Source organism: Streptomyces sp. NPDC003247, from assembly GCF_042888135.1.
In the GTDB taxonomy this organism is placed as follows: domain Bacteria; phylum Actinomycetota; class Actinomycetes; order Streptomycetales; family Streptomycetaceae; genus Streptomyces.
Genome location: NZ_JBIAPF010000015.1, coordinates 38637 through 57773, shown reverse-complemented (window position 1 = coordinate 57773; position 19137 = coordinate 38637). Strand labels below are relative to the sequence as shown.

General features: G+C 70.6%; 9 protein-coding genes. 5 read left to right on the top strand and 4 right to left on the bottom strand.

Annotation, left to right across the window (positions count from 1 at the left end; translation table 11 throughout):
• Positions 1–90 precede the first annotated feature (90 nt).
• Both ACFYWQ_RS36620 and ACFYWQ_RS36615 read left to right on the top strand, forming a co-directional pair.
• Entirely contained in the window at positions 91–456 is a 366-nt protein-coding gene (locus ACFYWQ_RS36620; protein WP_389522799.1) for a DUF6479 family protein, read from the top strand.
• Between the two features lie 149 nt (positions 457–605).
• Complete coding sequence (locus tag ACFYWQ_RS36615) at positions 606–959, top strand: hypothetical protein (RefSeq protein ID WP_389522797.1); 354 nt, start codon at positions 606–608, stop codon at positions 957–959.
• Positions 960–1014: 55 nt separating this feature from the next.
• On the opposite strand, the gene ACFYWQ_RS36610 is transcribed toward ACFYWQ_RS36615, so the two are convergent.
• Positions 1015–1881 (bottom strand): fructosamine kinase family protein, encoded by an 867-nt coding sequence (locus ACFYWQ_RS36610; protein ID WP_389522796.1) that lies wholly within the window; start codon positions 1879–1881, stop codon positions 1015–1017.
• 251 nt (positions 1882–2132) lie between these two features.
• Between ACFYWQ_RS36610 and ACFYWQ_RS36605 the strand changes: the two genes are divergently transcribed.
• Positions 2133–3686, top strand: coding sequence for an APC family permease (locus tag ACFYWQ_RS36605; RefSeq protein ID WP_389522794.1), 1554 nt, complete (start codon positions 2133–2135; stop codon positions 3684–3686).
• 116 nt (positions 3687–3802) lie between these two features.
• Here ACFYWQ_RS36605 and ACFYWQ_RS36600 read toward each other — a convergent pair whose 3' ends face one another.
• From ACFYWQ_RS36600 to ACFYWQ_RS36590, 3 genes are all read right to left on the bottom strand, one after another.
• On the bottom strand, positions 3803–4441 hold the full coding sequence (locus tag ACFYWQ_RS36600) for a hypothetical protein (RefSeq protein ID WP_389522792.1): 639 nt from the start codon (positions 4439–4441) through the stop codon (positions 3803–3805).
• Positions 4442–4498: 57 nt separating this feature from the next.
• On the bottom strand, positions 4499–4840 hold the full coding sequence (locus tag ACFYWQ_RS36595) for a hypothetical protein (RefSeq protein ID WP_389522790.1): 342 nt from the start codon (positions 4838–4840) through the stop codon (positions 4499–4501).
• Positions 4841–4943: 103 nt separating this feature from the next.
• Complete coding sequence (locus ACFYWQ_RS36590; RefSeq protein ID WP_389522789.1) at positions 4944–12677, bottom strand: polymorphic toxin-type HINT domain-containing protein; 7734 nt, start codon at positions 12675–12677, stop codon at positions 4944–4946.
• 505 nt (positions 12678–13182) lie between these two features.
• On the opposite strand from ACFYWQ_RS36590, the gene ACFYWQ_RS36585 reads away from it, so the two are divergent.
• A complete protein-coding gene (locus ACFYWQ_RS36585; protein WP_389522787.1) occupies positions 13183–16731 on the top strand; it encodes a DNRLRE domain-containing protein in 3549 nt (1182 codons plus the stop codon).
• Between the two features lie 468 nt (positions 16732–17199).
• On the top strand, positions 17200–19125 hold the full coding sequence (locus tag ACFYWQ_RS36580; protein WP_389522785.1) for a PAS domain S-box protein: 1926 nt from the start codon (positions 17200–17202) through the stop codon (positions 19123–19125).
• Positions 19126–19137: the final 12 nt, after the last annotated feature.

Here is a 19137-nt window from a genome sequence, read left to right as displayed (position 1 = left end):
TGATGGGAGCGCGGTGGGCGACGGAACGCGCACGCGCAGCGAGGGACCGAGTGAGCGGTTTGCGTCCGATTAGACGGGTATTCGCCTGATATGAGTACCGCAAGCATGCAGCTGGCCGCCTCGAGCGGCCTGCTCAGCCTGGCGCTGTTCCTGGTCGGTGTCGCCCTCATAGCCATGCTGGCCGGCAGTTTCTGGCTGGGCGCGCGAGTCAAGATGCGCGAGTCACCCAGGCCGCGCCCCGAGGAACAGCCGCATCTGCCGCCGGAGGGCCCGGTCCACGAGGTCCGGGAGAACCGGGAACCCGACGAGGTGCCCCGCATGGCGGAGGGCGGCCGTCCCCTGACCCCGTACGAACTGACCAACATGCAGACGCGGTCGAGCGACTCCAAGACACGTCCGCGCTGGAGCCGGGGCAGCAGCGGCTCGTTCGGCGGGGGCGGTCTGGGCGCCCACTGAGCGCGCCCACTGAGCGGACGTCCCGCCCTCGCCCCGCCGCCACTCGGCGTGCGCCGTACCGCTCGGCGCACGCCGTACCGCTCGGCGCGTCCGGCGCCTCCCGCGAACGGAAGCGTGCCTGGTGCCCACCGCGAACGGAAGTGAGACCGATGACCGACCCCGGCCGCACCGCCCTGCCCCTGCCCGACTACGACCACCTGCCCCTCGGCGGCCTGGAGAGCCGCGTACGGTCGCTCACCGCCGGGGAGGTGGAGGAGTTGCTCGCCTACGAACGGACGCACGCCGACCGGCTCCCGGTCACCGAGCTGCTCACGTCCCGCCTGGCGCAGTTGGAGGCGGGCGCGGAGCCGACCTCGGGCGATCCGGGCGCCCTGCGTCCCGAGCAGACCCAGGGGCGTGCGGGCTCGCCGGTGTCGCCGGCGACCTCGCCGGAGCCCTCCAGCCCGCCGCCGCACGGCACCCCGGACCAGCGGGGCAAGCCGAAGGGCGACCGGACGTCGTGAGGGTGCGCCGTGACGAGGGCCCGGGTGATCGCCCGGGCCCGCGTCATGGCCGGCGTCAGTGGTCGCGCAGGGCTCGCTCCGCCACCGACAGCGCCTGTTCGGCGTAGGCCCGGCCGAACAGGACCGCGTGGACGAGGAGCGGGAAGAGCTGGTGGATCCCGACCCGGCCGGTCCAGCCGTCCGCGAGCGGCGCCGCCCGCCGGTAGCCGTCGAGCACCAGCTCCAGGTGGGGGCAGCCGAACAGGCGGAGCATCGCCAGGTCGGTCTCGCGGTGGCCGCCGTGCGCGGCCGGGTCGATGAGCCGGACCTGCCCGTCCTCGCCCCACAGCACGTTGCCGTTCCACAGGTCGCCGTGGAGCCGCGCCGGCGGTTCGGCGGGACCGGCCCACTCCGGCAGCCGCGCGCAGACCCGCTCGACGACGGCCGCCTCGGCGGGACGCACCGTGCCCTCGTCGACCGCCGTGCGCAGATACGGCAGCACGCGGTGTTCGGCGTACCAGGCGGGCCAGTCCGCGCCGTCGGCGTTGCACAGGGGGGCGAGGCCGATCCGGGCCCGGCGGGGGCCGCCCGGCGGCGGGGCGCCGAAGGCGGGCGCGCCGGCGGCGTGCAGGGCGGCGAGGTCGCGGCCGAAGCGGAGGGCCGCCTCGGGGGTCGGTGGGCCCGTCACGACCCGGTCGGTCACCAGCGACCGTTCGTCGTGCCCGTGCACCGCGGGGACGCGGACCGCGCCGGCGTCGGCCAGCCAGCGCAGTCCGGCGGCCTCCGCCCGCACCGCCTCGGGGCCGTTGCCGCGCTTGACCATGACCGTGCGCCCGTCGTCGAGGGTCACCTCGGCCAGGGTCGTCGACCGGGGGCGTTCCCGGAGCGCGGTCGCACCCGTGAAACGGGCGGCGACGGCACCGGGCGTCTCAGGCGTGTACACGGCGCCAGGGTAGACGGCGCCAAGGTAGGCGACACACGTCACACGGAAGAATGCGAACGGGACATTTCGGCCGGCCGTGCGGTTTCCGAATACCGGACAGCCGGTGCCGCCTCCTTGCGATGCGAGATCGCGAGCCCGCACACGGGAGGAATCATCGGGTCACAGGCTGCCGTAGGCTGTGATTCCGAGGAAGGGCGGGTTGGTTATCAGCAGCCCAACGATGGAAAACGCATGATTTAACGTCCTGTGTCATGACACAGACGGTGACGCGGTCACGGACCGACGGGACGCAGAACGACGCCGACGGCGTGCGCGGCAAGGGCCTGGGCGGCAACTCCGTCGGCCTGCTGGGGAGTGCCGTGATCGGTGTCTCGACCGTCGCGCCGGTCTACTGCCTCACCTCCACGCTCGGCTCCACCGCGGGCGAGGTCGGGGTGCAGATGCCGGCCGTGTTCCTGGCCGGGTTCCTGCCGATGCTGCTGGTCGCCTTCGCCTACCGTGAGCTCAACAAGGCCGTGCCGGACTGCGGCACCTCCTTCACCTGGACGGTCAAGGCGTTCGGACCGCACGTCGGCTGGATGTGCGGCTGGGGCCTGGTCATCGCGACGGTGATCGTGCTGTCGAACCTGGCGGGCGTCGCCACCTCGTACTTCTGGCTGCTGGCGGGCGAGGTGACCGGCAGCGACCGGATCGCCGCCCTGGACGGCGACAAGGCGGTCCACATCGTCACCTGCCTGCTGCTGATCGCGGCCGCGACGGCGATCAGCTACCGCGGGATGACCACCACGAAGGGCGTGCAGTACGCGCTGGTGGCGCTGCAACTGGTGGTGCTGGCGGTGTTCGTCGCGCTGGCCCTCCAGAAGGCCCGCTCCGGGGAGCTCGCCGGTCACCTCGACTTCTCCTGGTCCTGGCTCAACCCGTTCGAGGTGAAGTCGTTCGCCGCGTTCAGCGCCGGACTCTCCCTGTCGATCTTCATGTACTGGGGCTGGGACACCTGTCTGACGGCGAACGAGGAGACCGTCGGCAGCGACCGGACGCCGGGCCGCGCCGCGCTCGTGGCGATGGTCGTGCTGGTCGGCTCCTACCTGACGACCTCGGTGGCCGCCCAGATGGCGGTCGGCGCCGGGACCGACGGTCTGGGCCTGGCCAACCCCGAGACCTCCGACAACGTCTTCGCCGCCCTCGCCGGCCCCGTCATGGGCGGCGCCCTCGGCATCCTGCTCTTCCTCGCCGTGCTCGCCTCGGCCGCCGCCAGCCTCCAGACGACGTTCATCCCCGTCGCCCGCACGGTGCTGGCGATGGCCACCTACGAGGCGCTGCCCGCGTCGTACGCGCGCGTGCACGACCGCTTCCGCACGCCCGGACGGGCCACGGTCGTCGCCGGCGTGGCGACCGGCGTCTTCTACACCGTCATGACGCTCGTCAGCGAGCACGTCCTCGTCGACACCATCTACGCCCTGGGCCTGATGATCTGCTTCTACTACGCGCTGACGGCCTTCGCCTGCGCCTGGTACTTCCGGGACACGCTGACCCGCTCGGTACGGGACGCGGTGTTCAAGGGCGTCTTCCCGGTGCTGGGCGGCATCCTGCTGACGGCCGTCTTCGGCAAGACGCTGTACGACATGTGGGACCCGGCATACGGCAGCGGCTCGGCCGTCCTCGGCGTCGGCTCCGTCTTCGTCATCGGGGTCGGCCTGCTGCTCCTGGGCGTGGTCCTGATGGCGGCGATGCGCCGGCGCAGCCCGGCGTTCTTCCGCGGCGAGGTCCTGACGACGGGCACGCCGGCCCTGGTGGTCGAGGACTGAGGACCCGTCTGAGGGAGCACGGACGCCGCTGCCGGGCCGGGGGATTCCCGGCCCGGCAGCGGCGTCCGGGGTCAGTCAGGCCGGCGGATGCCGGTTCTGTGTTCGACCGTCGTCGCTCACGACAGCTTGACGAGCTGGGCGTCCAGGACGGCCGCCGGGATCGACGGCGTGCCGCTGAGGTAGGCCACCGTGGTGCCGGAGCGGAGGATCACGGCCTTGGCCGCCGTCTTCTCGCCGTCCCGCTCCACGGTCGCACCCAGGCCCATCGCCTGGTCGGTGCCCTCGGGGGCGAGCTCCGGGGTGACCTCGCCGACCTTGTGCTCGTCGCCGTCGACCGTCGCCGTGAAGCCGTCCGCGCACGCGTCGAGGGCGGTGCCGATGGCGTCCATCGCCGTCTCGGCCTGGCCGGAGGCGTACTCGGCGAGGACCACGGTGACGGTGGCGCCCTCGCCGGACGCCTCCCGTACCACCGTGGACGCCGGCTTGCCGACCACCGAGCCGGACAGGGCGTGGGCGAGCGGGGCGCAGGCGTTCTCGGTGACCTGCACCGTGCGGCGGTCGGCCGAGGTGGACACCGTGAAGCCGTCCGCGTCCCGGGCGGCGAGCGCGGCGCCGCCGAGGCCGCCGGCCCGCGCCGTGGCGCCCGGCTGGGCGGTGGGCTTCAGCAGGCCGTCCTCGCCGCCCCCGCCGCCGCTCGCCGCGTCGCAACCGGTCAGCAGGCAGGCCAGCCACACCGCTGCGGCGATCGTCCGCATGTCCCGCAAGGTCTCATTTCCTTCCCGTCTCCATGACGATCGGTCACCGGCAGCGGCTCACGACTCGTCGGCCGCGCCGTCGGGGTCATCCCCCGGCCAGGCCTCCAGCTGACGGACGACGGCGTCGAGTTGCACCAGAAGGTCCGCCTCGGACATCTTCCCGTCGTCGTAGTCCGACCAGAGGTCGGATGCCTTCTCCACGACCAGCCCGAACTCTTCGATCGCATCGGCGAGCCGCAGGGGATCCCCCGACGCTTTCCCATCCCTGAGCATCCACAGCTGGGCGGATGCATAAGCAGAGATTCCCCTGCCGGCCAGCACGACGACGTCCCAACCCAAACGACCGTCAGAGGCCATTTTGACGAAGGGCGCCAAATAGGGGGAGATTTCCGCAGTCACGTGACAAACCTCAAAAGATTCAGGGTGCACAGGCCGGTCTTCGGACGTTTCCCGATGCTTCCGGGGCCGCGATCGAAGACCGGCCGAACATTTCGCCGGCTGATCAGCCGTCTCTGAACGCCGACTGTAGACCACGTTTCGCCCAAGCAGCCATGCGCACTCCGGTATCCGGGAGATCCGTCACTCCACCCTCTCGTAGGACATCACAGACGTGGGTGAGGCAACTGTTGGTCAAGAAGTCGTACTTCCCTTGACCGGTACCGATCTTCTTGCCCTGGAACTCGCGTGCAGCCCCGGCATTGGGAAGCCTGAACGAGAATGTCATCGTCCCGGCCGATCCGGTGTAGTTGCGAATGGCGGTCTGTGTGTGCCCCACGTTGGGCATCAGTTCGGAATGGGTGATCTCACCGGCTCCGTCCATTACCTCGACGGTGAAGTGGACGTTGTTCCCATCGCTGACGTGTGCGTGCACCAACGCCGTCCCCTCGTCGGCGTCAGGTCCACAGCCCTGATTGTGGACCAGGACCGGCGTGGTTCCTGCCAGCACGTAGTAGGTGTGCAGGTCACTTACGGTCAGGTTGTGGACGGTGGCCCACGGCGTGGTCCAGCGCTCGACCGCCGTGACCTGGACGTAGGTGCCGGCGCTGGTGCGCAGCCACTCGCCCGCCTCCAGGTCGGTGGCGTCGATCCACTCGCCCAGTTCCGGGACCCAGAACGGGTGTCCGTCCGTGGCCGTCACCTGGGCGGTCTTTTCGCCGTCGCCGGCTGCGACGGTCACCTTGACCAGATGCTTGACGCCCTGGCCGACGATTTCGGCGGTGACCGTCTCGGCGGCGGTCTCACCGGTCTCGGGGTCGGTCGCCAGGACCTTGTCGCCGTTCTTGACGTCCTCGATCGGCTTGCTGGTGCCGTCCGCCATCAGTACCCGGGTGCCGGGGACGAAGCTGTTGATCGGGCAGCTGGCGCCGGATGCGCCGCTGTCGTCATCGCCTCCGCCCGACGACTCCTTCTTCGCGGCACTCGTCTGCCGCGGCTTGGGTTCGGCCTTCTTCGCCGCCGTCTTGCGCGCCTTCTGGATCGCGTTGCCGGTCTTCTGCGCGGCCTTCTTGGCCTGACGGGTGGCGGCTTCCTTGGCCTTCTTCTTCAGCTGTGCCGCCAGCGCGGCCGCCTTCTTCTTGGCCGCTGCCGCCTTGCGGGCCAGTTCGCGTGCCTTGCGCGCCAACTCGATGATCTTGCGGGCCTTCTCCTTGGCCTTCATCAGGGCGTTGACGGCCTTGGCGATGCGGTACGCCGCCTTGGCGATGCCGAAGGCCTTGTACGCCTTCGTCCACGGGATGGCGTTGAGGAAGAGGTCACCGCAGGCCCAGACGTCGCCGCGGGAGAAGCAGCCGACCACGCTGTCCCAGCCGACGAACTCCTTCAGCGCCGCCCAGCCGATGGACAGGATGACGTCCGCCACCGACGTGTTCAGCGTCTTCTTCGCCGCCGCCTCTTCCGATGCCGACGGGCCGCCGTACTCCGAGCTGCCGCCTTCCGACGCCAGGCCCGACGGGTCGGCGAAGGTGACCGGGTTGTTCTCGCAGTAGACGTAACCGTTCATCTGGACCGGGTCGTTCAGGTCCAGGACCGGGTCCGGGGAGAGGAAGCGGCCCGTGTTCGCGTCGTACTCGCGGGCGCCCAGGTGGACCAGGCCGCTGCTGGTGTCGTCGTCGCCGCCGACGTAGCTCTGGTGGGAGCGCCAGGTCGTCGCCTCGGTCCGCTCGACGCCGAAGGGGTCGCGCTTGGAGAACTTGACCTTGTTGCCCGACGCCAGCGCCACGTTGATGTACGCGGTGCCCTGTTGGTCGGTGACCTGCACGGACAGTTCCGCCGTGCCCGTGCCCTGGGCGTGCCGCATCACGGTCGGGGCGCCGGCCTGCGAGTAGTAGCGCTCGGTGTAGGCCGGGCCGCCGGCCGCGTTGACCGAGATCGTCGACTCGCCGAGGTAAAGGGTGCGCTCGGTGGCGGAGATGGCCATCAGGCGCGATCCGTCACCGCCGTAGATGTACTTGGTCTCCTTGTCCGGCACCCACTGCTGGTTCGCCCCGGTGCCGCAGGTGTTCAGCTGGAGGTCGGTGCTGTCGGCCGAGTTGGAGCTCGGCACGTCCAGGCACTTGCCCGAGGAGACGTGCTTCAGGGTGCCGGTGGAGGTCGCCGTCCACTGCTGGGCCGCGGCCCCGGTGCAGTCGGCGATGACGACCAGCGTGCCGTTGGCGGTGCCGCCGGCCTTCGGGATCACGCACTTGCCGAGGACCTTCAGCGCGCCCGTCGACGGGTCCGAGGAGGACGCGGAGTCGATGCGGAACTTCTGCGCCTTGGAGCCGTTGCAGGTGTAGAGCTGGACGGGGTTGTCGGCCGTCGTCGTCGCGTTGGCCAGGTCCAGGCACTTGTTGGCCAGGCCCTTCCACGCGCCGGCGCCGTTCTCGCCGAAGCCCGTGATCTTCTCGACCTGGCCGTCCCACGTCCAGTCCAGCGCCTGCTCGGAGCCGTCGTACGTGCGGGTGAGCGTGTTGCCCGCGTCGTCGTAGGTGAGCGTCGTCGCCTTCGTGACCTGCGCGCCGGAGTCCGCCTTGTAGGTGGAGGACATGCCGGTCAGGGTATGGGGCTGGGTACCGTCCGCGTTGCCGTACGCGTACGAGGTGGTGGCGTCCTTGGTGGTGTCCAGGCCCGGGTCGTGCTCGACGAGCGTCTTGCGGTTGCCCAGCGCGTCGTAGGTGTACGACTGCCAGTAGCCGCTGTTCGCCGCCGTGACGTTGGTCGTGCCGTCCGAGTACTTCGCGGCCGCCGTGGTCTTGCCCGTCGCCGTGCAGGACGTCGGGGCGGTCCACGCCTCGGTGAGCTGGCCCAGCGCGTCGTAGGTGAAGCACTGGCGGTCGGTCACCGAGTTGGAGGTGTCGGCGATCGAGGTGACGTTGCCGGCCGGGTCGTACGCGTAGGAACGGGAGTTGACGCGGTGGCCGGTGACGGCCGTGGTGTCGCTGGTCGACTCGCGGTCGACGATGCTCTGGGTCAGCTCACCCGTCGCCTCGTCGAACAGGTTCGTCGTCCACACCCGGTTGGGGTTCTCACCGCTGGCCGTGCGCAGCACCTGCCCGTACGGGGAGTACGAGGTCTGCGCGGTGTACCAGGCCAGGCCCGAGGTGGAGACCGGCAGGCCGTCCTCGTTGTAGCGGACGACCACCTTCTCGGCGGGCAGGGTGCCCACGGAGGGCAGGTTGACCGCCTCCAGCAAGCCGGACTCGGAGTACTCGTAGCTGTAGGAGTAGCTCGCCTCCAGACCGTTGGCGAGGGCCACCGACTCGGGGATGGAGATCTTCTGGCCGGTCGGCTGGTAGTCGGTCGTGTAACCGGTCACCGCCGTGGTGTACGCCAGCCCGTCCGTGTAACGGGTCTGCGAGGTGGCCAGACCGACGCCGCCGATCAGCGTGTCGTACGTCGTCGAAGCCAGCAGCGTGCCGGTGGCGGAGTTCTCGTGCTGCTCGATGGAGCGGGACAGCTTGTCGTAGACCGTGTAGACGGCCGCGTTCTCGTCCGTGACCAGCTGCGGCCGGTCCAGGACGTCGTAGGTCGTCGTGGTCGTACCGGCGTCCGGGTCCACGGCCTCGATCTCACGGCCGCGGGCGTCGAACTTCCACGTCCAGACGTTGCCTTCGGAGTCCTTCGCCTCGACGCGGTCACCGCGCTCGTCGTACTGGTACGTCGTCGAGCGGTAGGCGGCGCGCAGCGCGTCCGTGAACGTGTCCACCCGGACCATGCGGCCCATGGCGTCGGACCAGGTGCGCTGTGCGGTGGCACCCGTCGGGTTGATCACCGTGGAGTTGTCGAGGCCGTACTCGTAGCGGGTCGCCTTGGTCGGGACCTCCTCACCGTTGAGGTACGGGGTCTCGGTGAGGGTGCGGCCCAGGCCGTCGTAGGCGTAGAGCGTGGCGTTGGGGACCTGGTAGTCCGAGGCCAGCTCGAACAGGACGGTGGAGGGCTCGTCCTTGTCGTAGTAGGCGTTGTTGGTCTGCTTGACGGTGCCGTTCGCGCTGTACAGGGTGTCGGTGATCAGGCGTCCGCCGCCGACCGCCGGCTCCTGCTTCTGCCGCTCGCGGCCCATGCCGTCGTAGATGACGGTGGACACGCCGTAGTCACCGTTGTCGGTGAGCGACTCGGTCGTGATGGAGACCGGCGAGCCGATCGTCGTGTCGTAGGTGATCTTCGCCGACGGGGACTTGGACGTGGAACGGTTCGGGTTCCACATCTGGGTGGTGCGGCCGAGCGCGTCGTACGTGTAGGTGGTGACGCGGCCGTTGACGTCCTCGTCGGTGAGGGCGACTCCGCGGCCGGGTTCCAGCGTGCTGGTCTCGCTCTGCCCCAGCGCGTTGGTCGTCTTGATCGAGTAGACCTGGCCCTCGGACGGGGTGTAGGTCGTGGTGTCCTTCGTGGCCTCGCCGTTGGCGATGGCCAGCGCGTTCTTCGTCGAGGTCGTGCGGCCGTAGTCGTCGTAGGTGACCTGGCCGTCCGCGACCCAGGCGCCGCCGGCGCCGGTGACCGCCCAGGTGGTGGTGGCGTTGCCGGTGGTCGGGGCGTCGCCGTAGGCGCCGCCGTCGTAGGCGACGCGGGAGCCGTCGATCCAGTCGGCCGCCGTCGCCGTGTCCGCCTGGGCGCAGGTTCCGGCGGTGGTCAGCGTCTGCTTGGCCAGGCCGATGAGGTGCTTGGAGGTGTTGTGGACGTACGTCATCACCGTGCAGGTGTCGTCGTCCGACTTGTTGGCCGTCGAGTCCGACGACCAGTCGTTGTACTCCGTCACCTGCGTGGGCAGGCCGTAGGTGTCCTCGTACTCCGTGACCGTGCGCAGGACGCGCAGGGTGCGCTTGTCGTCGCCGTCGCCGGAGGAACGGGTGTAGGTGAGCGACTCAGGGGTCAGAACGCGCCAGGCCTTCAGGTCCGGTATGCCGCCGGAGCGACTGCGGGCCGCGAGCTTGACCGCCTTCGGCTTGTCGACCGTGCGGGTCAGCCAGGTGGAGGCGGTGGCGGAGGAGTAGGTGAGGGACTCGGCGACACGGCCGGCGAAGGCTTCCTCGTCGGTGGCGATCGTGTTGCCGTCGACGTCCTTCACGGTGACCGAGCGGGTGCCGCCGCCGGGCAGCGGATCACCGTCCATGCCCCGGAAGAAGCGGGTCTCCGTCATCCCCCGCTCGGTGGACACGTACGCGGTGTCGGAGTCGTCGCCGGTGTAGGTGCGCACCCGGGCGAAGCCGCGCCACTGGTCGTAGGTGCGGGTCTTCTTCTTGGAGAACTCGGCCTGGTTCAGAGCCCAGGCGGCGTCACCGAGGTAGTCGTACGTCGTCGTGATCGCATCGACGCCGTTGAGGGCCGGCAGCTCCTGGACGTTGTCGACGACGTACTTGTGGAACCAGTCGATCGTCTCCTTGTCCGGATCGGGGTTCCAGTACGCCGGGAAGCACAGCCCGACATTCTCTTCCGGCTTGGGGAACTCGCCGTCGACCTTGCAGGCGTCGGTCTTGTACGTGACGACCGTCTCGCCGCCGTACTCGCTCACGACCCGGGCGATGCGCAGGCGGTCGAAGGCGGGGTTGGGGTCGCTGGAGCCGCGCTTGACGCGGTTGGGCATGGAGAGGCTGTTGGCGAGGAACTCGACCGGGTTGAGGGTGATGGCCTCGCCGTCGGTGCCGTAGCCGGTGCGGGTGATCGACTCCAGCCACAGGGCCGTGCCCTCGTCGGTGAGGTCGGCCGGCAGGGACTGCTGCAGCGTCCAGCTGTCCAGCTTGGACAGCTCCGTCGAGCCCTGCGTGCGCTGGGTCCACGTGGTCACCTGCGCCAGGCGCTTGCGCGACCAGAAGGTGGGGACGGGGACGTAGCACTCCTTGCCCGACGCGCAGTACAGGTCGGCCGGGGTGTCGTACCAGATGCGGTTCTTCGCGAAGTCGCCGGAGGTGAAGTTGTCGTTCTCGTCGCCCTCCGCCGTGCAGGCGATCTCCCCTTCCTTGAAGCACCGCTCGTCGACGTCGAAGGTCACCTTCGAGATCGGCGTGGCGTACGGGTCGGCCGAGGTCAGGCCGTACTCGATGCGCTTGAGGTAGCCGCCGCGGTCGTAGGAGACCGGCGTCTTGTACTTGTTGTTCTTGGCGTAGTAGTTCTTTTCCTTCGCCCACCACAGCGTCATCGCGTTGCCGTTGGTGTCCACGACGTAGTCGAGGTTCCAGCGCCACGCCTGGTCGCAGAACGAGCCCGCGAAGTCGCCCGACTTGTAGCAGGGCTCGCCGTTCTGGTTGCCTGCGACGGGCGCGGTGAACACCGAGTTGGTCACCGGGTCGCCGCTGGCCCAGTTGGCGTCCAGCTTGTGCTTGCCGAAGTAGTACTGGGTGCCGTCCCGGGTGGTGACACGCCAGTACTCGCCGTCCGCGTCACCGTTGTCCAGGCTCGCGTCCTTCAGCAGCTCCACCCGGGAACCGTCACCGTTGGCCGTGACCCACGCGTCACCGAACGGGCTGCTCGCGCTGTCGGGAAGCACCAGCTCCGTCGTCGTGCCGCCCAGCGTCAGCGTGGCGTTGTAGGAACCGAAGCAGAGGTCGCTGGTCTTCTTCGTGTTGTTGCCGTTGGTCTGGTCGTCACGGCAGGAGGTGTACGTCCGCGTGATCGAGCCCGCGTTGTACTCCCAGCCGTCACCGATCCACGACGGCTGGTTGTTCGACGCCGACGTACGGCCGTCCACCACCTGCGAGTTGTAACCGAACGACACCGACGGCGACGGGCCACCCGGCACGCTCGGCGTCTGGAGCGTGTAGGAGTACGTGAACGCACCCGAGTTGCCGCCCGCCGACCACGAACCGGCGCTCACCAGCGGCGTCGCACCGAAGTCACCCTTCGAACCCGAACCCGAGTCCGTCGCCAGCAGCACGGAGGAGCCCGAGCCGTCGGCGGTCGCGGCGGCCAGGGAAGCCAGGCGCGTGCCGGTCTCGGTCTTCGCCTCGCGGTACACGCCGTCGGTGACGACACCCTCACCCGAGGCGGAGGCGGTGGACGCCGTCGAGGCCTCCGCGGAAGTACCGCCCGCGGCCAGGTCCTCGGTGGCCACCGTCGCCAGGATGCGACGCTCGTACACCGGGTCGCCCTCGGCGTCGGTGCCGGTCTGCGCCACCACGTTGTCCGTGGTCACCTCGGTCGGCTCCGAGCAGCCCTCGGTGTCCGGGGTGGTCAGGAAGCAGGACGGGTACTGCACGAACTCCAGCCGGTCCGCCCAGTTCGCGCCGTACAGCTCGGAGAAGTCGCTGTAGTCCAGGGCGATCACGGCCTCACCGGTGGACTCGGCGGGCGGGGTGACCGTCAGGGCCACGCCCTCGATCGCCGTCGTGGCGAGCTCGTCCTGGCCGGCGAGGGACACCTGCCACTCACCCTCCAGGGCGGCGGCCTCCGTCGCGGTCGCCGTCTCCGGCGCACCCACCTCCACCGGCAGCGCGGTGCCGTCGGCCTGCGTCAGCGGCACCAGATCACCCGGAGCCAGCCCGGTCAGATCCTGGGTCGCCGTACCCCCGGCCGGAGCGGTGATCTCGGTCGGCTCGTACTCGGCCGGCGGCTCCGCCTCGGACGTGGTCAGCTCGGCGAGACTGCCGCCCTCCTCGCCCTCGGCCTGCTCGACATCCGGAAGATCGACCAGCTCGACCCCGCTGCGGTCGTCACCCGGCGGCAGCGCGTACGCGGCCGGCAGAACGCCCACCGCCAGCCCCACCACGAGCGTTCCGACGACACCAGCGCGCATCCGCGCCAGTCTGCGGCGCTCGGAACGCGTACTCACGCGCTCCCTCCTGCCGCTCCATGACAGCGATCCCCACACAGCGGCAGCCCCCGCGCACACAGTTCGGTCCATTGACGAACACGAATGTTCAACCACGTACTCACAGAAAGTCAACAAGCCGAATAAGGCCGGTGATCTAGGTCACAAGCACATTTCCCGCGGGCGCGATCAATGCAATCCGGACGGTTTAATGCGCTAAAGAACCGCCCAAACGGAGGTTAATCGTCCGTAACGTATGGGCAAATTGTGATCGTTTCGCACGCCCTGCCCGTCAAGTGAACTCGCTGGTCAGCCCTACCTACTAGACGTATGAGCGAGCCCGACGACTCCGCCCGAGAGGTCACGAAAAGGCAAAGGGAGTCGACCGGTGTGGCGCAATTCCCCGCCATCAGCCATGCTCTGTGCTCGCTTTCCCGGAGACCTGACAGGTATGACGACCGGGACGCACAGGGAGCACACCGAGTTCCGGGCGATCCGGAATTCCAGGGGGAGGGGACGCAGCACCATGGAACGTCGTCGCTTCGGCCTGCCCGCGTCCAGACGCGGGCGGGCAGGGGTGGGCGCACTAGTCGCCGGCGCGATCGGCGTCGGCCTGCTCACCGTGCCGTGGTTCGACGATCCGGGGACCGCGGACTCCCCAGCCGTGACCAAGAAGGCCGACGACGGCCCTCTGACCCAGGACGGCGCCCAGCAGAAGGCCGTCTCCACGGGCAAGCGCGTCGAGGTCACCGCCCTGCGCGACGAGACGTCCACGACGTACGCGCGCCCGGACGGCAGCTTCGAACTCGTCACCTACGGCGCCCCCGTACGGGCCAAGGTGAACGGGGTCTGGAAGCCCATCGACACCACCCTGGCCGAGACGGACGGCGGAGGCTGGGCCGCCAAGGCCACGGTCGATCCCGTCGTGTTCTCCGGCGGCGGCAAGGGCGCCACCACCAGCTCCGGATCCAGCTCCGGTTCCGGTTCCACGTCCGATTCCCGCGCGCGCAAGGCCTCCGCCTCCGGCCGTGGTGGTGTGACGACCGTTCAGCCCGCCGTCTTCACCGTCGCGACCGGCGGTGACGCCGTGCAGGTCGCCGACGCCACCGAGAACTACTCCGAGCTGGCCACCATGACCAGCGACGGCCACGACGTCACCCTGAGCTGGCCCGGCACCCTGCCCGAACCCGTCATCAGCGGTTCGAGCGCCCTCTACCGGAACGTCTTCGACGGCGTCGACCTCATGCTGACCGCGCAGGCCAGTGGCTTCAGCCACGTCCTGATCGTGCACAGCGCGCAGGCCGCGAAGGACGCGGCGCTGACCGGGCTGTCGTACGGGCTGTCGTCGCCGGACCTGACCTTCCACCTGGACCCGGTCACCAAGGTCGTCAGCGGCAAGGACCGCGACGGCCAGGAGATCGCCGTCTCCCCCACCCCCTACCTGTGGGACTCCGCGGGAACGTACGCCACCACCGAGGGCGACGACCCCGAGCCGGTCGAGGAGAGCCCGGAGCCGGCACCGTCGTACTCCGAGGAGTCCGGCGCCCCGGTTCCCGACGAGAGCGCCGTCCCCGAGGACGGACTGGACACGGACGCGCCGGCCGCGTCCGAGGAGCCCACCGCGTCCGAGGGGTCCACCGCCGACCCGGCCGCCTTCCACGGCTCGGCCGGGGCCGGTTCCGTCCGGGCCGGCTCGGCCGTCCTGCGGCAGGCCGCGTACGCCGACGGCGTGCCCGCCGCCGCCCTCACCGACGAGCAGGTGTTCGCCCTGCCCGGCCTCGCCGGAGCCGACCCGGGCACCCACCTGGCCGCCGCCGACGCGAAGCTGACCGCGCCCGGTGCCGCCTCCACCGGCCTGACCCTCCTCCCCGACGCGGACCTGCTCGCCGACGAGAGCACCGTCTACCCGGTCTTCGTCGACCCCACGATCTACGGCAAGACGAAGAACTGGACCACGGCGTACAAGAAGTACCCGAGCTCCAGCTTCTACGACGGCGCCAACTACAACAGCGGCACCACCGAGGCGCGCGTCGGCTACGAGTCGACCACCTGGGGCCTGTCGCGCTCCTTCTTCCGCCTCGGCTGGTCCACCAGCATCAAGGGCGCCCACGTCTCCTCCGCCTCCATCCGGCTGCGCGAGACGTACTCCTGGTCGTGCTCCGCGCGCGAGATGCAGGTGTGGCTGACCGGGAGCATCTCCTCCAAGACGACCTGGAACAACCAGCCGGACTGGAAGTCGGAGATCGGCACCAAGTCGTTCGCGAACGGCTACAACTCGTCCTGCCCGGACGCCTACGTCAGCTACGACGCCAAGTCCGTCGCCCAGGACGCCGCCGACGGCGGCTGGTCCTCGATGACGATCGGACTGCGCGCCACCACCGAGGACTCGGCGTACGCCTGGAAGAAGTTCCGGGCCGAGGGCGACAGCGCGCCCAAGCTCACCCTGGTCTACAACCGCAAGCCGAAGACGCCGACCTCGGTCGCCCAGTCCCCCGGCGGCGGCTGTGACCGCACCACGCCCTACATCCACATCGGCAAGCGTGACCTGACGCTGTCGGCGGTGTCCTCCGACCCCGACGACACCTCCACCAAGCAGGACCTGAAGTACCTGGACTTCGAGCTGTGGCGCACCGGCTACGGCGACGACAAGATCCTCGACAAGAACGTCACGGTGACCAGCGCCGGCAAGGCATCCGCCACCGTCGCCAAGACCTCGTTCACCAACGGCTACCAGTACTCCTGGCGGGTGCGCGCCATCGACGCCAGCGGGGCGGCCTCGGCGTACGCGCCGACCTCCGACCCCGGTGTGTGCCGGTTCATCTTCGACAGCGACAAGCCCAACGAGCCGCTGGTGTCGTCGACCGCCTTCCCGGCGGCCGACGAGGACGGATCGATCTGGTCGACGGTGAAGTTCGGCACCGCCGGCAACTTCACGATCGCGCCGGACGAGGACACCGACATCACCAAGTTCGAGTGGTCCTTCAACACCACCACCTACGCCAGCAACAAGACCGTCACGGCGGGCGCCTCGGCGACCGTGTCGCTCACGCCGCCCACCGCCGGACCCAACGTGCTGTACGTGCGGGCCGTGGACAGCGCGGGCAACCCGTCCCTGGGCACCAAGTACCTGTTCTACGTCACCCCGCGCGACGCCGCCGACAAGCCCGGCGACACCACGGGCGACGGCATCGCGGACCTGTACGCGATCAGCTCCAACGGCAACCTGCTCATGTACCCGTCGATGACCAGCGGTGACCTGCACGTCGGCCTGGAGGCCGGCCAGGACGACGGCGTCGGTCTGCTCTCCGACCCGGACGGCGACGGCCAGGACCACCTGCCGGGCTACTGGATGGGCAGCGACGGCAAGCCGGCGCTGATCGCCCACGGCGGCGACGCGGTCGCGGCCGACGGCGTCGGTGACCTCTTCGCCCGCATGCCCGACGGCAAGCTGTACGTCTACCCCGGGGACGGCTACGGCGGCGTCGACATCTCCCAGCGGGTGACCGTCCGGCTGCCGTCCGGCGCCCCGGACCCGGCGACGTTCGACCAGATCATCGTGGGCGACTACGACGCCGACGGCCGCGCCGACCTGTTCGCCACCGCCACCGGCGGCGAGATGTGGGCCTTCGAGGGCTACACCGGCGCCACCTTCCTCACGCTCACGAAGATCGCCTCGACGGCGTGGCTGGACCGCGACCTGGTCTCGGTCGGCGACCACGACAAGGACGGCGCCCCCGACCTGCTGTGGCGCTCGGGTGCCTCCAGCCGCCTGTACCTGCGCTACGGCGTGGCCGACAGCGCGGGCGGCTCCACCATCGCCTCCCTCGCCACCGCGGCGGCGTCCAAGACCGGCGCCGACGAGATCTACGCCGAGGGCTGGGACACCACCACCGTGCCCGTCACCCACCTGCGCGGCACCCCGGACGTCACCGGCGACGCCATCCCCGACATCTGGGCCCTGTCCAGCGCCGGCAGCATCTACTTCTACAAGGGTGGCGCGGCGACGATCGGCACGGGGACGGCGGTGATCAGCGCGGACAGCCTCTGGGGCACGACCAAGCTGATGTTCGGCTGACAGGCGGCGGCGGGGCGCCCCGGGCCCCCGGCCCCCCCGGGCCCCCCCCCCCCCCCCGGCGGGCCCCCGCCGGGGGGGGGGGGCCCCCGCCCCCCCCCCCCCGCGGGGGGGGGGGGGGGGGGGGGGGGGGGGGCCGCGCCCCCGCGGGGGGGGGGGGGGGTTGTGGTGGGGGGGGGGGGGGGGGGGGGGGGGGCGCCGGCCCCCCCCCCCCCCCCCCCCCCCCCCCCCGCTCCGCCGCTGTCGTCCCGTCGCGGGGCCGGAGTCCTCAGGACTCCGGCCCCGCTTCCGTGTCCCGGAGCCGGAGGGCGGAACGGTCCGGCTCCGGTGTGCCGACGCCGCTCCGCCCGATGCGGCGTCGGCAGAACTCCGTCGACTTCGAGCGGGAACGGTCAGTAAACGACATCGCGAAGCGGAGGGAGTGTGAAGGCGGTGTGATGACTCCAGGCATCGCGCGAAGTGAGGTGGACGATGGCCGACTTGGTGCAGGTGGAGCCGGCGGAACGACAACGGTGCGGCTGCCGCGTCCCGCTGCGGGAGGGCGGGGCCGAGGAACGGTTCCGGGGGCTGCTGGAGGCGGCACCGGACGCGATGGTCATCGTCGACGACACGGGCGTCATCAGACTCGTCAACGCCCAGACGGAGGCGCTGTTCGGCTACGGCCGCGAGGAACTGCTCGGCCGTCCGGTCGAGTTGCTGATGCCGCACCGTTTCCGCGGCCACCACACCGCCCACCGCGGCGGTTACGCGGCCAACCGGCAGGTGCGTCCCATGGGCGCCGGGCTCGCGCTGCACGGGCTGCGCAAGGACGGCACGGAGTTCCCGGTCGAGATCAGCCTGAGCCCGCTGGAGACCGCGGACGGCATGCTGGTGTCGGCGGCCGTCCGGGACGTCAGCGACCGCAAGGCGGCCGAGGCCCGCATCAACGAGCTGGCCGCGCTCGTGGAGTCCTCGCAGGACGCGATCCTCGCCCACACCCTCGACGGGCACATCACCTACTGGAACGCCGCCGCTCAGCGCCTGTACGGCCACACCGCCGAGGAGGCCATCGGCCGGCACGTCTCCCTGCTCGCCCCGCCGGAGCTGCGCGGCGAGGTCAGGGCGCTGCTGAAACGGCTGCGGCGGGGCCGGAAGGTGGAGCACTTCGAGGCGCTGCGGGTCACCCGCGCCGGGACGCTGCTGGACGTGGACGTCACGCTGTGGCCGACGCGGGACACCCTCGGCACGGTCGTCGGGGCGTGCGCGATCGTGCGGGACATCAGCGACCGCAAGCGCGCGGAGGCGGAACTGACCGCCCTGTACGAGCAGCAGCGGCACATCGCGCTCACCCTCCAGCGCAGCCTGATGGGCACCCCGCCCGCACTGCCCGGCCTGGCCACCGCCAGCCGCTACCGGCCCGCCACCCAGGGCGCCGGCGTGGGCGGCGACTGGTTCGACCTGATCCCGCTGGGCGGCGACCGGGTGGGCGTGCTGATCGGTGACGTGATGGGCCGCGGCCTCGAAGCGGCCGCCGTGATGGGCCAGTTGCGCTCGGCCGCGCACGCCCTGGCCAAGACCGGGATGCAGCCGCGGCAGCTGATGCGGGCACTCGACACCTGCGTCGCCGACCTCGACGTGCCCGACCAGCTCGTCACCTGCTGCTACCTGGTGATCGCCCCCGACACGGGCACGGTGACCCTCTGCTCGGCGGGCCATCTGCCGGTCCTGGTCGCCGGGCCCGGCGGCGTGCGCGCGCTCGACGGCCCGGTCAACGCGCCCCTCGGCGTGGGCGGCGTGTCGTACGAGCAGTCCCACGCGGAGATACCGCCGGGCTCCACCCTGGTGCTGTACACGGACGGTCTGATCGAGACGCCGGGCAGCGACATCGAGGTGCGGCTCGGTGAACTCACCGCCCTCCTGACGGACCTGTTCGCCGGCACGCCCTGTCTGGAGGCCGCGGCGGACCAGCTGCTGGCGGGGCTGCTGCCGGACCCCGACAGCCACAACGACGACGTCACCCTGCTGCTCGCGCAGCTGCCCGTCGCCCCGCTCGCGGCCGTCACCGCCGAACTGCGGGCCGACCCGGCCTCCGTGCGGGAGGGCCGTGCCGTCCTGCACAAGGCGCTGACCTCGTGGAACTGCGCGGACCGCGCCGACGACGCCCTCCTGCTGCTGTCGGAGACCCTGACCAACGCCGTGCAGCACGCCGAGGGGCCCATCTCCCTGCGCCTGCACCGCACGGCCACCGCCCTCACGGTCGAGGTCGGCGACCGCAGCCCGCGCCTGCCCGAGCCGCGCCCGGCCGCGCAGGACGAGGAGTCCGGGCGCGGACTGGTCCTGGTCGGTGCCCTCGCCGACAGCTGGGGCGTACGGCCGACCGACGGGGGCAAGACGACGTGGTTCACGCTGACGTGGTGACGCCGGGCACGG

Excerpts from the sequence above, each read along its gene's own strand:
- ACFYWQ_RS36620 (WP_389522799.1), top strand. The coding sequence starts at position 91 with ATGAGTACCGCAAGCATGCAGCTGGCCGCCTCGAGCGGCCTGCTCAGC.
- ACFYWQ_RS36615 (WP_389522797.1), top strand. The coding sequence starts at position 606 with ATGACCGACCCCGGCCGCACCGCCCTGCCCCTGCCCGACTACGACCAC.
- ACFYWQ_RS36605 (WP_389522794.1), top strand. The coding sequence starts at position 2,133 with ATGACACAGACGGTGACGCGGTCACGGACCGACGGGACGCAGAACGAC.
- ACFYWQ_RS36600 (WP_389522792.1), bottom strand. The coding sequence starts at position 4,441 with ATGCGGACGATCGCCGCAGCGGTGTGGCTGGCCTGCCTGCTGACCGGT.
- ACFYWQ_RS36585 (WP_389522787.1), top strand. The coding sequence starts at position 13,183 with ATGGAACGTCGTCGCTTCGGCCTGCCCGCGTCCAGACGCGGGCGGGCA.
- ACFYWQ_RS36580 (WP_389522785.1), top strand. The coding sequence starts at position 17,200 with ATGGCCGACTTGGTGCAGGTGGAGCCGGCGGAACGACAACGGTGCGGC.